This window comes from Rhizobium sp. NXC14 (assembly GCF_002117485.1).
In the GTDB taxonomy this organism is placed as follows: Bacteria; Pseudomonadota; Alphaproteobacteria; order Rhizobiales; family Rhizobiaceae; genus Rhizobium.
The window spans coordinates 348,100-361,486 of sequence record NZ_CP021032.1 but is presented as its reverse complement, the minus strand read 5'-3'; the positions used below and the strand labels follow the sequence as shown (position 1 = coordinate 361,486).

The following is a 13,387-nucleotide window of genomic DNA, read 5'->3' as shown; positions in this document are numbered from 1 at the left end:
AGCGCAAGATCGATGCAACGGGGTATCAGCCATGACCGTGCTCTCCGGACAATGCCTTTGCGGGCAGGTGAAACTTTCTGTTCGTGGCGAACCGTTGCGCGTCGGCATTTGTCACTGTACCGACTGCCGAAAGGAAAGCGGTTCGGCCTTTACCTTTTACGGCGTCTGGCCCGCCGGCCAATTTGAACATTCCGGCGAAACCGGCGAATTCCACGGCCGGCGCTTCTGCACCGGATGCGGTTCGCGGCTGTTTTCCGCCGATGACCAGGAGGCGGAAATCAAGCTCGGCATCCTCTCGCAGGCGCCGACGCCGCTGGCGCCGCGCTACGAACTCTGGATCAAACGCCGCGAGGCATGGCTGCGGCCCGTGGAGGGCGCCGAGCAGTACCAGGAGGACCGAACGTGAATCTGGCCACGCTCGTCCGACATCACATCACCACCGTTGCAGGTATCGAGATTTTTTACCGTGAGGCGGGCCCGAAGGAGGCGCCGGTACTGCTGCTGCCGCACGGCTATCCCTGCTCGTCTTACGAGTTTCGTAATCTCATGCCGCGCCTTGCCGACCGCTGGCGGCTGATCGCCCCGGATTTCCCCGGCGCGGGCTACAGCGGCACACCCGACGATTTCGACTACAGCTTCGATGGTTATGCCGCCTGGCTCGAAGCGTTCATCGGCGCGCTCGATGTCGACCGTTTCGCCCTCTATCTCCACGATTTCGGCTCACCGATCGGAGCGCGGCTGGCAATCAGAAACCCGAGCCGCATCGTGGCGCTGATCATCCAGAATGGCGATATTCCCTATGAGGATGCACTCGGCCCGAAATATGCCGATATCGAGGCGACGTGGGCGCTGCCGCGCGCGGAGATGAGGAAAGCGCTGGCGCAAGCGATCAACGAGGAGACCTTCCGGGAGGAATTCCTCAACGACCTGCCGCCGCCCCTGGCCGACACAATCCCGCCGGATCTCTGGCGGCTGCACTGGTCGCTGGTCACGCCGCGGCGCAAGGAAATCGCTATCGACCTGATCGCCGGATTGAAGGAGAACCGCGCCTGGTTCCCTGAGCACCGGAAATATCTCAGAGAGTACCGGCCGCCGACCCTGATTGTCTGGGGGCCAAACGACCACTATATGCCGGAAAAGTCGGCACGCGCCTATCTCCGAGATCTGCCGGAGGCCGAACTGCATCTGCTCGACGGCGGGCATTGGCTGCTCGAGACGCATCTGAATGAGGTCACAGAACTGGTGCGGGACTTCCTCGGGCGCGTTCACGCAGTCTGATCGATAGCCTGATCTTGCAGGAGTTCTGGCGCCGACGACCAAGAGACGGCAGGGTGGTGGGCCGTCACCGCAAACAAGTCCGACAGGAAATCCCTGGCGGCCGCATCATGAACCAGATGGTGGCTGAGCACGCCAATGGGCTCGTCATTGCCGGCAAACCGGTCGCGGAGTTCGGCAACCAGTTCGGCCACCAGTTCCTCCGCGCTGCGGCCGCCGCGCGTGCCGTGCCAGTCGATGATATCGACATGGGTGTTGAGAAGCGGGATCGGCCCGCCCTCTTTTGCCCGCCCGTAGACCGAGAGCGCCGCAAAGCCGACTTCGGGCAATGCCGGGATGAGCGCGGCGTCGATCCGGTTCCACGGCGGTACCAGCACCGGCAGGAAGCGGGCGGGATGGAGCCGCTTCAGGCGCTGCAATCCTTCACGCAACTCGCTGAGCACCACCTCGGGCGGCCGTTCGCCGCCGAGTTCCTGCTTCTTGCGCTCGGGCCCGGCGTGGTTGGTGTGCGACCAGCCATGCACAGCGACAGCGACGCCCGCTTCCGTCGCCAGCCGCGCAGCCAAGTCCTCGCCGGTCAGGGCAGGAATAACGGCAAGGGTCAACGGAATCCCGTTCTCGGCGGTCAGCGCCAGCAGCCGCTCCAGATCGGGCGTCGGCTCGACGGCGTCGTCGTCGCGCAGCCAGAATCGCGCCACGCGGCCGGCGGCTCGCCAGTGGTCGAGCTCCCGGCGCAGCGGTTCCCAGTTCATCCCTTGGCTCATCATCTCACTCCTGTTCCTGCGCCTTGCGCAAAATCTCGTCCAGAACGCGGGCAGCCACCGCGAGCGAGCGCTCCTCGAGCACGAAGCGCCGCGCTGCCTGCCCCATCGCGTCGCGTTTCCGCCCGTCGCCGAGCAGGGCCGCGATGGCCCCGGCATAGGCGGCGACATCGCCCTCCGGCGTCAGCAGGCCGGTGACGCCGGCCTCGACCACGGCGGGCACGCCCGCCGTTTGCTGCGCCACGACAGGTAGGCCGGCGGCCTGGGCTTCGAGATAGGCAAGGCCATAGGCCTCGCCGCAGCCGGGCCAGACATAAATGCCGCCGCGCGCGAGCAGGCCGGCGATCTCGGTCTCGCTCCGCTCGCCCAGCCATTCGATGCGGCCGGGAAAGCCGGCAAACAGCCCCTCCACCTCTCGGCGCATCGGCCCGTCGCCGATGACTGAAAGGGTCCATGGCTTGTTTTCAATCAGCCGCAATGCTTTTGCGAGCATCGCGTAGCTTTCCATCTTGTCGCCGGCCCGCATCATCGCGACGGTCATCAGCCGGCCGGGATCGGGCGCCGGACGCACCGCCTCGAACAGCGCCGAATCGATGAACGGCTTGAGAGCCGCAAGCCGCGCCTGCGGAAAGGCGGCTGATAGTCCGGCCCGATCACGCTCGGTGAAGCTGATATTGACCGCCGCCTGCATGACCGCCTCCCCCACGCGCTTCTGTCGGTCGGCCCAATCCGTCCGGTCGCGTTTTGCTGCATAGGAGGCTTCGGCGGTGACATAGGGAATAGCCAATTCGGCGGCGATCGCCGGCCCGAAGGGATCGGGCGATTTATAATAGGGATGATAGCAGAACCAGAGATCCGGCCGCGGCTCTTTTTGCCATTTCTCCCGCAACCGCCCCAATTCGGCCGAGATGGCGGGTGCGAGCGCCGCGGCCGCCTCCGGTGTCGGGGCATGAGTGCGGAATTCGGAAACGATCTCGACTTGATGCCCGGCAAGCTCCAATGCCCGGATCAACAGCCGCGCCATCAGCCGGTCGCCCGAAGGCACCGGGTGGTTCGGCGATTTCATCGGCGCATAGAAGGCGACCCGCATGCGCATCCCTCGCATAGACACACTGTTTCCAATCGGCATTCACAAGCGAATTCATAACCAAATCAGGCACATGCAGCATGCGGTCGCGTTGAACCCTCCCATGGTGTGCGGCATCGTGACCGGCGGCGAAAAAATCCCTTATTGCCGCCTTCCCGAAAACTTGCGCATAAGCATATGCAATGTGATCGCAATGGAAGCAATTCCGCCTCTTTCCCCCATCTCTATGGGCCTGAGATTGCATCGACAAGAACGGGAATGAATGACGACGGCCTCGGTCACAGGGATTTTTTCGGAGCGCTCGATCAGAAGGGCAAGGCTCGGTTCCGGGCTGGTTATTTTCGTCTTCGTTCTCTTGCATATGTCGAACCATGCACTCGGACTCGTTTCGATCGCCGCGGCCGATAAGGCCCGCCATCTTTTCCTGGCAATCTGGCGCAATCCCGCCGGCACCGTCCTGTTTTACGGATCAGTCCTCGTCCATATGACCCTGGTGCTGCGCGCCATCTACATCAGGCGCAGCCTGGTCATGCCGAAGGGGGAAGCAGCCCAGATGGTGCTCGGCCTGCTGATCCCGCTGCTTCTGATCGATCACGTCATCGGCACCCGCATTGCCCATGAGCTCTATGGCTATATCGACAATTACGAGACGATCGTCGGCATGTTATGGCTGCGGACGCCGGCGACGGGCGTGCGCCAGGCATTCGGCCTGATCGCGGTGTGGATCCACGGCTGCATCGGCATCCATTACTGGCTGCGTTACCGCCCCTGGTACAGCGGTTTCGCACCGCTGCTGCTGGCGCTGGCGATCCTTGCGCCGGTGCTGTCGCTGCTCGGTTTCGTCGAAATGGGCCGCACACTTGCCGACCCCACCTATCAACTGACCTCCATCGAGCCTTACGCAACGACCGTGAATTCCCACTATGTCTCCGACCCCGAAATCCGCAGCCAGATCGCCATGGTTCGCGCCGGGCTCTATGGCGCCTTCTCGGCCTCGCTGATCATCGTCGTTGCCGCCCGCACACAGCGCAGGCTGAAGGAGCGTCTCGATCAGGTCGCGGTGCACTATCCGGGCGGCGAAGTGATCCGCGTGCCGCGTGGGTTCACGGTGCTGGAGGCGAGCCGGCTCGGCGGTCTGCCGCATTATTCGGTCTGCGGCGGCAAGGGCCAGTGCTCCACCTGCCGGGTACAGATTCTTGGTGATTACCAGACGCTGCCGCCGCCCGACAAGCTTGAACAGACGACACTGAAACGCATCAATGCCGGCCCTGATGTCCGCCTCGCCTGCCAGCTTCGGCCGAATACCGATGTCTCGGTCGCGCCCCTTCTCGTGCCGGCCGTCGAGGCGGCTCTTCCCGCCAACAGCCAGGAGACGAGCCCCGGCCGTGAGCGTGAAATCGTCGTGCTCTTCGTCGATATCCGTCATTTCACCACGCTGACGGAAACGCGCCTGCCCTTCGACGTCGTCTTCCTGCTGAACCGCTATTTCGCCATCATCGGCAAGGCGGTGGAGCAGGCGGGCGGCCGGCTCGACAAATTCATCGGCGACGGCGCCATGGCGCTCTTCGGCCTCAACGCCGCGCCGGAGGAGGCCTGCCGCCAAGCGCTCGACGCGGCGGCGGCAATCAACATCGGGATCGACAAACTCGCCGCCGAACTGGCCGAAGAGCTGACGCTGCCGCTGCGGATCGCCATCGGCATCCACACCGGCCCGGCCGTCATCGGCACGATGGGCTATGGCCGGGTGCGCAGCATGACGGCGATTGGAGATACGGTGAACGTCGCGAGCCGACTGGAAAGTGCGGCCAAGGAATTCGACGCGGCGATCGTCTTCTCCGAGCCGGTGGCCAGGCTTGCCGGCGCCGATCTTGACGACATCCAAAGCCGTGAAATCAGCGTGCGCGGCCGCGCCCTGCCCTTGAAAGTCTATGTCGTTCCGAGAGAGAAAGCGGCAGAACCGCTCAAAGGAAAAGCCTGATGCACGGCAAGCCCTGGCTCACCGCCAAATATTGGAGCCGCCGGTTGCGCAAGGCGCGCAATAGAGTCGCCTCGCGCTTCTTCGACACCCGCCTCGGCCGCCGGCTGCTGATCGAGAATATCGGCCGGCGCGTCGTCTCGATGACGGTCGATGCCGGTGATCATCTGATGACCTTCTCGCCTTCCGACTATATCGGCCGAAAGGTCTTCCGGAAGGGCCATTTCGAGCGCGACGCCGTCGACCGGTTGATCGCCATCCTGCGCGAGCGCGGCCTGCTCAGGAAGGATGCGACGCTGCTCGAGATCGGCGGCAATATTGGCACCCAGACGGTTTATTTCGCCTTGAGCGGCACCTATGCCAAGATCGTCAGCGTCGAGCCCGATCCGCGCAATTTCCCGCTGCTTGAACTGAACATCCGCCAGAACCGGCTGGAGGAGAAGGTCCGCCTCGTCAACTGCGCCGCCGGCGAGCACGCAGGCGAGATCGACTTTTTCCTGAACCTCAACAATCACGGCAAGAGCAGCGCCATCCGCCAGGGCTCTAGCGATAGGAAGGTCACCGTACCGGTGAAGCCGGTCTCCGAAATCCTCGCCGGGCTTTCGATCGACCCGGCCGCGATCGGGCTGGTGTGGATGGATATTGAAGGCTATGAGCCGGTCGCCTGCCGCTCGATGCAGCCGCTGCTTTCCCGCCGCGTGCCGCTTCATATGGAGTTCACGCCGCTGTTCTACGGGCGCGAGGGCACGAAGGCCTTCATAACGATGCTGTCGGGGTTCTACGAGGATTGCGTCGTGCTCTTCGAGGACCGCGAGGAAGAGATGAAGGTGCGGGATCTGCCTGGCGATATCGATCAGTACAACGTATTGTTTTTGCCCTAGGCTCTGCAGGACACGATTACTGGCGCCTTGCCGCGGACGTCCGTGTTGCCCCCCGGGGGCGTGAGCTCAGGAACGTCTTGTGCAAACCCGAAAAAAGCGGTTAGCTGCACAGTTGGGGGCACTTTTCAAGCACAGTCAGACGAGCTTCGGGCGTTAGATGCGCTGAGAGGTGTCCGCATTCGAGGGAAGTCTCGTGCGCTGGTCCAAACCGCTCAGAGTGCATCTCGGTGTCCTGGTCGTCGCATCGCTGCTTTGCACGTCGATGCCGATTATCTGGTTGGCGTTCAGGCAGGGAAGCAATGCTGCCGTGAGTGCCGGCGCGCAGCAGATGCGCGAGATGAGCCTGCGGCTGATCGAGGGATATCGCCACACGCTGGAGGGAGGCTACGAGGCGGTGGCGCTGGCATCCACCCTGCCGCAGCTCGTTTCGCCGCCGCCTCAGGATATCAAGGCGAAACAGGACCTCTTTCTCGAAGTTCTGCGAAATGTCCCCGAGGCAACGAGCATCTATACCGGATACCCTGACGGCTCGTACCTGCAGGTCATCAACGCTGGAAGGAGGGATGTCCGCCAGACCCTCGCGGCGCCTGACGAAGCGGCTTTCGCGATCAGAACGATCGCCGGGCGACAAAGCGCGAACGTCATATCGACGCTTGGCTTTCTCGACGGCAAGGCAAGACTGATCGGCGAACGGGATGTCGACGACGCGTCTTTCGATCCGCGGCAACGCCCGTGGTATCAATCGGTCGTTCAGGACGGCGCCCCGGTCTCCGTCGGCCCCTATGTGACCGGAACGCTCAAGGTGCCGACGCTGACGATCGCGGCACCGATGAAGGACGATGGGCGGGTGGTCGTCGGCATCAACGTTCACCTGCAGACCATCGGCCGCCTGCTGGATGCACAGAGCATTTCGCCGCATGCCCGAGCCTATGTCATCGACGGGGGCGGCAATCTCGTTGCTCATTCCGACCCTGATATCATGAGCAGGATCATCGCAATATGGTCGAGAACCTCAGGCGCCTTCGCCATAACGGCAAACGCCTTCGATACCAGTCTCGAAACGATTGTCCGGCTGCGGCAGGACCCTGCCTTCGCAAACGGCGGCCTGGCGCGGATCGAACTTGATGGTGTAAGCCATCTTGTCCAGATCGCCCCGGTCAGCGTGTCCGGCCTGTTCCGGGGAAGCACGGCCGCAATCGTCGTGCCGCTGGACGACCTCGTTGCTGAGGCCAACCGGCTGCTCGTGCGCAATCTCCTGATTGCCGGCATCCTGTTGATCGCGGGTGTTGCGGCATCGGTGGTCCTGTCGCGCATGGTCAGCCGCTCTCTGTACCGCCTCGCCGACGAGGCGCGCATGATTGGCGATCTCGAGGTCAGCGAGAAGGCCCTGTCGCACTCCTGGATAACGGAAATCAACACATTGGCGAGCGCGCTCTCGGCAAGCCGTCACGCCATCGGCCAGTTTGCCCTCTATGTTCCGCGTGAAGTGGTCCGCCGGATCGTCAGCCCTGACGGGCGAACGGTCGTCAAGGCGAAGCGGCAGGACGTGACCGTGCTGTTTACCGATATCAGGGACTTCACGACCATATCGGAGCAGAATTCGCCCGAGGACGTGGTCGATACGCTATCGGCCTATTTCGAGCTGCTGAACACCATTGCCGAGAGCCATGACGGCACAGTCGTCCAATATCTCGGCGACTCCATTTTCGTCATGTGGAATGCCCCTGTCCCGGATGCCAGGCATGCCGACCACGGCTGCCGATGCGCGCTTGCCATGAAAGCCGCCGTCGACGAACTCAATGGGAAAAACCGGAGGCACGGCCGCCCCGAACTCTTCACGCGATTCGGTCTCCATACTGGCCCCGCCGTCGTCGGCAGTTTCGGAGCGATCTCGCGCCAGCAATACACGGCCATGGGCGATACGATCAACGTCGCCTCCCGGCTGGAAGGATTAAACAAGGAATACGGCACCTCGATCCTGGTGAGCGCCGCTATCCATAACGCCGTCGGCGATCGCTTCCAGTTTCGGCCGCTGGGTCTGGTGCAGGTGAAGGGGCGGGCTGAAAAGGTCGATCTATGGGAGCTGGTTGGGGATCTCAGGTGCTAGGTGTTGGCGCGCCTCTCCCATCTCCCGACGTCGCAAGCACCTATCCGGCGGGCGGCATCACCAGCGACTGATGGCAATGCACGCCGGCGAGCACGCCGGAGGCGGAGGCGAGCGTGCCGCTGTGCATGGAGCTTGCGGCATCGCCGGCGGCGAAGACGCCCTTGACGCTGGTCTCCTTGTTTTCGCCGGTGCGGATGACCGGCCCGAAGGCGCCGTCGTCGAAGGCGCAGCCGAGCTGGTCGGCGATGGGGCTCGCCATCACCGTCTTCGGCGCGACGAATATGGCGTCGAGCGGAACTATACGGCCGTCGGCGAGACGCACCGCCTGGAGTTTCGGACTATCGCCCAACAGCTCCACGATCGGGCTGCGCTCGATGCGTACCCCACGTGCTGTCAGCCGTGCCAGCTGCTCTTCATCGGGCTCAAATAGTGCCTGGGTGAAGAAGGTGGTCGTACCCCAGTCCGGGATCATCATGGCGGAATGGGCCGAATGCGGATAGTTAGCAAGGACGCCCAGTTCGCCGCCGCTCACCTCATAGCCGTGGCAATAGGGGCAGTGCAGCACCGCTCGGCCCCAGCGGTCGCTAAGGCCAGGTATGTCGGGCAGCGTGTCGCTGACGCCGGTTGCGAGAATGAGGCGGGCAGCACGTTCTTCACCGCCGCCTTCGATGGCGATAGCGAATTCCTCGCCCTCCTTCCGGGCGCGGATAACCTTGCCGTCGCACAGCTTTATGTTCGGATAAAGCGAAAGCTGCCTCTTCCCCTCACCCATGATCGCCGCGGGCGCCTGGCCGTCCTGGCCGAGGAAACCGTGCGAGGCCAGCGAAAACCGGTTTCGCGGCGCGCCCGCATCGACGAGCAGAACCCGCCGGCGCGCCCGGGTGAGCTGCATGGCTGCCGACAGGCCGGCAAAATTGCCGCCGATGACGATGACTTCGTAGGACATGCGATCACTCCTTAGACATTACCTGTCATGAATCAACATAAGTTACATGAAACAACGCCGTCAAGGCTCATGTTACTTGTCTTGTTACAAATTGCTTGCGATAATGCCGCGCTCGATCGACAGGATAGAACCATGCGCAACGACAGCCGCCTTTCCCGCATGCTGCACGTGCTGATCCACATGGATCGGCATGAACATGCGGCAACCTCCGAGGTGATTGCAAAGATGCTCAACACCAATCCCGTCGTCGTGCGCCGCACCATGGCCGGCCTTCGCGACCAGGGCTATGTGCGTTCGGAAAAAGGCCATGGCGGCGGCTGGACGCTGGTGCGGCAATTGTCCGACACCACCCTGCTCGACGTCTACAACGCGCTTGGCGACCCCCACCTCTTCGCCATCGGCCCCGCCGATGATCAGCCCAAATGTCTGGTCGAGCAGGCGGTGAATAGTGCGCTGGCCGATGCGATGAAGGAGGCGGAAGCGCTGCTTCTGAGGCGGCTGGGCAGCGTGACGCTGGAGGAAATCGCGGCTGACTTCGAGACAAAACTGAAGGCGCGCTCGGCCGCGGCTTATTCCTGTGCCTCGTGAGCGGAAGCTCCTAGGGCTCAGCCGTCACGCCCCCTCACCGTCCACGAGCCGGTATCGCGATCGGGGTGCTGGTTGTTGCTTTCCCTGATCGCCGCAGCCCAGTCAGCGCCGTTGGTTTCGGTCGCGCCGGTATTTTCTATGTCCGTGATCGTGTCGAACCATGCCACCATGTTTTCGGTGCAGGTATTGGCATGCGGCGGGAAGGCGTTCGGATGGTCGAGCGAACCGATCATCAGGTTGGTGCGACCGTTTTCCAGGTGATGGAAGAACAATGGCGTGCCGCAATTGGCGCAGAAGCCGCGCTCGACTAGCTCCGAGCTCTTCCAGACGCTCGGCTTGCCACGAGTCCAGGCGAGCGCATCATCGGGCGCGGCGACGAGCGCGGCAAAGATGTTGCCGGAAGCCTTCTGGCACATGCGGCAATGGCAAAGATGCGAATTGTCGAACATGGCGGTTGCGTGGTAGCGCACGGCGCCGCACTGACAGCCGCCGCTGACTTCCATCTCGATGCGTTCCATTTTTCTCCTCCTTCAAAGGCGGGTGGGGCTTCCTCTCCCCTCACATGCGCCGATACAGAAAATACCGCCCTTCCTTGATTCCCTCCGGCAGCGGCAGCTCCGTGAGCTCCGGATGCTCCAGTGGCAGGCCGCTGACGGCGATGCCGTTCGGGCCGAGCACGCCGGCTATCAGCTGTGGCAGCCAGGTCAGCGTCACCGCATCGATCTCGTCATGGCCGGTGCCGATATCGGCGTGGGCGAGGGCTGCGCCGATGCCGAGGAAGGCCTGACCGGAATCGCGGATGTTGCCAGTCACCATATCTTGCGGCTCTGGGGTCGAGGCCGAATAGGAGCGGACTTCCCAGTCGAAGGCGATGATGCGGCGGTCGGGGAATTTTTCGCGCAGGTGATCAAAGGTGCGGCCGTTGCCGAGGCCGAACTCCAGCACCGGGCCTTCGATGTCCTCGACCAGATCGGTGATTGCGTTCAGAATGTCGCGTTGGGCCGTCAACCGGCGAATGAAGCTGTCGAGGCGGCTCATGGCAATCCGAATCCGTGATGAAAATCGTGAGCGCGTGCTAACACATGAAACCTTGTCAAGTCGATTGCCATAGATGTGAATTGGCGTTGCAGCAGCGATATGGGTCTGTGCTAAGGTCAATGACATGACAACCGGGACCGACGAAGAATTCTTTGCGAGCGTGCCGCGCTTCAGCGCCTTCGAGGGCGTGACCGATGCCGGCAATTACCGGCCGTTGCCGGAGGGATGGGTGCTGGCGCTTGCCGATATCGTCGGTTCGACGCAGGCGATTGCCGGCGGTCGCTACAAGGACGTCAACATGGCCGGCGCCAGCGTCATTTCGGCGGTGCTGAATGCAGTCGGCAAGGGCGACTATCCCTTCGTCTTCGGCGGCGATGGCGCGCTGATCGCGCTGCCGGGTTCGCTGGAGAAGACGGCGCGGGATGCGCTCGCCGCCGTGCAGGTCTGGGTCGAGGAGGATCTCGGCCTGATGCTGCGCATCGCCATCGTGCCGGTCGCCGATACCCGCGCGGAGGGCCTCGACGTGCGCGTCGCGCGCTATTCCGCAAGCCCGCATGTCACCTATGCGATGTTTTGGGGCGGCGGCACAAGCTGGGCGGAACGACAGATGAAGCTCGGCCGTTACGGCGTCGAGCGCGCCGCGCCGGGCACGCGGCCGGATCTAACTGGCCTGTCCTGCCGCTGGAGCCCGATTGCGGCGGAGAATGGCGAGATCGTCTCGATCATCGCCGTGCCCGGCGAAGGCCGGCCGGGCGAAGAATTCCGCGATCTCGTCAACGGCATCGTCGCCATCACCGCCGAGCAGAACCGCGGCAGCCATCCGGTGCCGGCCGACGGCCCGAAATTCGCCTTCTCGCTGAAGGGCATCAATCGCGAGGCCAAGGCCACCGCGCCCGCGGGAAGACGGCTGTGGCAGAAGCTGATCATCTTCCTGCAGCTCGCCATCATCCTCGCGTGCTACAGGCTCGGCCTTCCACTCGGACGCTTTGATGCCCGCCGCTACAAGCGCGACGTCGCCGGCAATTCCGATTTCCGCAAGTTCGACGACGGGCTGAAGATGACGGTCGACGTCGACGCCGGCCGCTTGAAACGGATCGAGACGCTGCTGGAAGACGCGCGGGCCAAGGGCATCGCCCGCTACGGCCTGCATCGCCAGTCCTCGGCTTTGATGACCTGCTTCGTGCCGACGCCGATCTCGCGCGACCACATGCATTTCATCGACGGTGCGTCAGGCGGCTATGCGGTGGCCGCCAGCCGGATGGCCGGCAAATCGCTTTCGGCCGTTTCCGTCACGCCTTGATGACGTGATCGGCCGAGAGGCCGAGCCGGTCGAAGACATTGCGGGTATCGACGATCAGCGCAGCAGTTTTGGCGAGCGCCGCATAATCCACACTGTCATGATCGGTCGCGACCAGCACTGCGTCATAGCCGCTCAAGGCCTGCGGCGTCAGCCCCACCGACTTGCGACCTTTCAGGGCCTGGTATTCACGCGTCGGCGGGATCTCGGCGACGAAGGGATCGTGGTAATCGGCGCGGCCGCCGCGCTCCTCGATGATTTCAATCAGCCGCAGCGACGGGCTCTCTCTGATATCGGCGACGTTCTTCTTGTAGGCGAGGCCCAGCACCAGCACACGGCTGCGGCTCAGCGCCTTGCCGGCGCGCATGTCGAGCGCTTCGGCTAGTTTGCCGACGACATAGCGCGGCATCGCCGAATTGATCTCGCCGGCAAGCTCGATGAAGCGGGTCGGCAACTCGTATTCGCGCGATTTCCAGGTGAGATAGAAGGGATCGATTGGGATGCAATGGCCGCCGAGGCCGGGGCCGGGATAGAAGGGCATATAGCCGAAGGGCTTGGTCTTGGCCGCCTCGATCACTTCCCAGACGTCGATGCCCATGGCCGCATAGACGGTCTTCAGCTCGTTGACGAGGGCGATGTTGACCGAACGGAAGATGTTTTCGGTGAGCTTGACCGCTTCGGCCGTCGCATTCGAGGAAACCGGGACGACGGTCGAAACCGCAGCGCCGTAGAAGGCCTTCATCAGAGCCAACGCCTCCGGCCCGTCGCCGGCGACGACCTTCGGGATGGTCGCGGTGTGATAATGCTGGTTGCCGGGGTCCTCGCGCTCCGGCGAGAAGCCGACGAAGAAGTCCGCGCCGGATTTCAACCCGGTGCCTTCGAGAATGACCTTGACGATATCGTCCGTCGTGCCGGGATAGGTGGTCGATTCCAGAGCGACGAGCTGGCCGGGACGCAGGTGCTCAGCGATCGAGCGCGAGGTCGCCTCGACGAAGGAAAGATCGGGGTCGCGATGTTTGGTCAGCGGCGTCGGCACGCAGATGATGATGACATCGCATTCGCCAAGGCCTGCGAAATCCGTGGTCGCCTGGAACCGCCCCGCCTCGATCTCGGCTGCGAGCGCTTCGTTGCTGACGGCGTCGATGTAGGAGCGGCGGGCATCGAGCGCCACCATCTTTGAGGGATCGATGTCAAAGCCGGTGACCGCAAAACCGCTGCGCGCTACCGCAATCGCCAGCGGCAGGCCAACATAACCGAGCCCGATAATGCCGGCACGCGCCGCGCGGGTTTCGATCTTCTGCAGAAGCGTGTCGAAGGTTGAGGGGGCCAAGGCAGGATCTTTCAAACGGGAAATTCAGGAAGCTGATCTAATGCATGATGGTGGGAAATTAAACCGCCTCCACTTCTGCTTGGGAATAAAGTAAACATCTGA

At 63.1% G+C, this 13,387-nt stretch carries 13 protein-coding genes; 7 read left to right on the top strand and 6 right to left on the bottom strand.

All coding sequences use genetic code 11. The features are described from left to right. Window positions 1-31: 31 nt before the first annotated feature. Together NXC14_RS26025 and NXC14_RS26020 are read left to right on the top strand one after the other, a co-directional pair. A complete protein-coding gene (locus NXC14_RS26025) occupies window positions 32-406 on the top strand; it encodes a GFA family protein (protein ID WP_085780906.1) in 375 nt (124 codons plus the stop codon). Beyond that, window positions 355-1,278, top strand: a complete 924-nt coding sequence (locus tag NXC14_RS26020; protein ID WP_085780905.1) for an alpha/beta hydrolase — start codon at window positions 355-357, stop codon at window positions 1,276-1,278. Before NXC14_RS26025 ends, NXC14_RS26020 begins: the two co-directional genes overlap by 52 nt. Here the strand turns inward: NXC14_RS26020 and NXC14_RS26015 are convergent. Then, window positions 1,266-2,039, bottom strand: a complete 774-nt coding sequence (locus NXC14_RS26015) for a polysaccharide deacetylase family protein (protein ID WP_085781266.1) — start codon at window positions 2,037-2,039, stop codon at window positions 1,266-1,268. The genes NXC14_RS26020 and NXC14_RS26015 overlap by 13 nt on opposite strands. 4 nt (window positions 2,040-2,043) lie before the next feature. Beyond that, window positions 2,044-3,126, bottom strand: a complete 1,083-nt coding sequence (locus NXC14_RS26010) for a glycosyltransferase family 4 protein (protein WP_085781265.1) — start codon at window positions 3,124-3,126, stop codon at window positions 2,044-2,046. A gap of 259 nt (window positions 3,127-3,385) precedes the next feature. Between NXC14_RS26010 and NXC14_RS26005 the strand changes: the two genes are divergently transcribed. The 3 genes from NXC14_RS26005 (at window position 3,386) to NXC14_RS25995 (ending at window position 8,086) form a co-directional block, all read left to right on the top strand. Continuing rightward, window positions 3,386-5,101 (top strand): adenylate/guanylate cyclase domain-containing protein, encoded by a 1,716-nt coding sequence (locus NXC14_RS26005; RefSeq protein ID WP_085780904.1) that lies wholly within the window; start codon window positions 3,386-3,388, stop codon window positions 5,099-5,101. Next, on the top strand, window positions 5,101-5,979 hold the full coding sequence (locus tag NXC14_RS26000; protein WP_085780903.1) for an FkbM family methyltransferase: 879 nt from the start codon (window positions 5,101-5,103) through the stop codon (window positions 5,977-5,979). Before NXC14_RS26005 ends, NXC14_RS26000 begins: the two co-directional genes overlap by 1 nt. A 193-nt stretch (window positions 5,980-6,172) precedes the next feature. Continuing rightward, entirely contained in the window at window positions 6,173-8,086 is a 1,914-nt protein-coding gene (locus tag NXC14_RS25995) for an adenylate/guanylate cyclase domain-containing protein (RefSeq protein WP_085780902.1), read from the top strand. Between the two features lie 40 nt (window positions 8,087-8,126). On the opposite strand, the gene NXC14_RS25990 is transcribed toward NXC14_RS25995, so the two are convergent. Further along, window positions 8,127-9,032 carry an NAD(P)/FAD-dependent oxidoreductase gene (locus tag NXC14_RS25990; RefSeq protein WP_085780901.1) on the bottom strand — a complete coding sequence of 302 codons (906 nt, stop codon included), beginning with the start codon at window positions 9,030-9,032 and terminating at the stop codon, window positions 8,127-8,129. A 132-nt stretch (window positions 9,033-9,164) separates the two neighbouring features. Here NXC14_RS25990 and NXC14_RS25985 point away from each other — a divergent pair, with 132 nt between their 5' ends. After that, a complete protein-coding gene (locus NXC14_RS25985) occupies window positions 9,165-9,620 on the top strand; it encodes an Rrf2 family transcriptional regulator (protein ID WP_085780900.1) in 456 nt (151 codons plus the stop codon). A 17-nt stretch (window positions 9,621-9,637) separates the two neighbouring features. Here the strand turns inward: NXC14_RS25985 and NXC14_RS25980 are convergent, their stop codons facing one another. Together NXC14_RS25980 and NXC14_RS25975 are read right to left on the bottom strand one after the other, a co-directional pair. Further along, window positions 9,638-10,138 (bottom strand): GFA family protein, encoded by a 501-nt coding sequence (locus NXC14_RS25980; protein WP_085780899.1) that lies wholly within the window; start codon window positions 10,136-10,138, stop codon window positions 9,638-9,640. A gap of 40 nt (window positions 10,139-10,178) precedes the next feature. Next, the gene (locus NXC14_RS25975) at window positions 10,179-10,658 is read right to left on the bottom strand and encodes a class I SAM-dependent methyltransferase (protein WP_085780898.1); all 480 of its coding nucleotides are present in this window, start codon (window positions 10,656-10,658) and stop codon (window positions 10,179-10,181) included. A 124-nt stretch (window positions 10,659-10,782) separates the two neighbouring features. On the opposite strand from NXC14_RS25975, the gene NXC14_RS25970 reads away from it, so the two are divergent. Next, a complete protein-coding gene (locus NXC14_RS25970) occupies window positions 10,783-11,958 on the top strand; it encodes a DUF3095 domain-containing protein (protein WP_085780897.1) in 1,176 nt (391 codons plus the stop codon). On the opposite strand, the gene NXC14_RS25965 is transcribed toward NXC14_RS25970, so the two are convergent. Beyond that, on the bottom strand, window positions 11,948-13,285 hold the full coding sequence (locus tag NXC14_RS25965; RefSeq protein WP_085780896.1) for a nucleotide sugar dehydrogenase: 1,338 nt from the start codon (window positions 13,283-13,285) through the stop codon (window positions 11,948-11,950). The genes NXC14_RS25970 and NXC14_RS25965 overlap by 11 nt on opposite strands. Window positions 13,286-13,387 lie beyond the last annotated feature (102 nt).

Bases quoted from the DNA above. Each gene is read 5' to 3' on its own strand.
- NXC14_RS25985 (WP_085780900.1), top strand. From the start codon at position 9,165: ATGCGCAACGACAGCCGCCTTTCCCGCATGCTGCACGTGCTGATCCAC.
- NXC14_RS26010 (WP_085781265.1), bottom strand. From the start codon at position 3,126: ATGCGGGTCGCCTTCTATGCGCCGATGAAATCGCCGAACCACCCGGTG.
- NXC14_RS25970 (WP_085780897.1), top strand. From the start codon at position 10,783: ATGACAACCGGGACCGACGAAGAATTCTTTGCGAGCGTGCCGCGCTTC.
- NXC14_RS26000 (WP_085780903.1), top strand. From the start codon at position 5,101: ATGCACGGCAAGCCCTGGCTCACCGCCAAATATTGGAGCCGCCGGTTG.
- NXC14_RS25975 (WP_085780898.1), bottom strand. From the start codon at position 10,658: ATGAGCCGCCTCGACAGCTTCATTCGCCGGTTGACGGCCCAACGCGAC.
- NXC14_RS26020 (WP_085780905.1), top strand. From the start codon at position 355: ATGGCTGCGGCCCGTGGAGGGCGCCGAGCAGTACCAGGAGGACCGAAC.
- NXC14_RS26025 (WP_085780906.1), top strand. From the start codon at position 32: ATGACCGTGCTCTCCGGACAATGCCTTTGCGGGCAGGTGAAACTTTCT.
- NXC14_RS25980 (WP_085780899.1), bottom strand. From the start codon at position 10,138: ATGGAACGCATCGAGATGGAAGTCAGCGGCGGCTGTCAGTGCGGCGCC.
- NXC14_RS26015 (WP_085781266.1), bottom strand. From the start codon at position 2,039: ATGAGCCAAGGGATGAACTGGGAACCGCTGCGCCGGGAGCTCGACCAC.
- NXC14_RS26005 (WP_085780904.1), top strand. From the start codon at position 3,386: ATGACGACGGCCTCGGTCACAGGGATTTTTTCGGAGCGCTCGATCAGA.
- NXC14_RS25990 (WP_085780901.1), bottom strand. From the start codon at position 9,032: ATGTCCTACGAAGTCATCGTCATCGGCGGCAATTTTGCCGGCCTGTCG.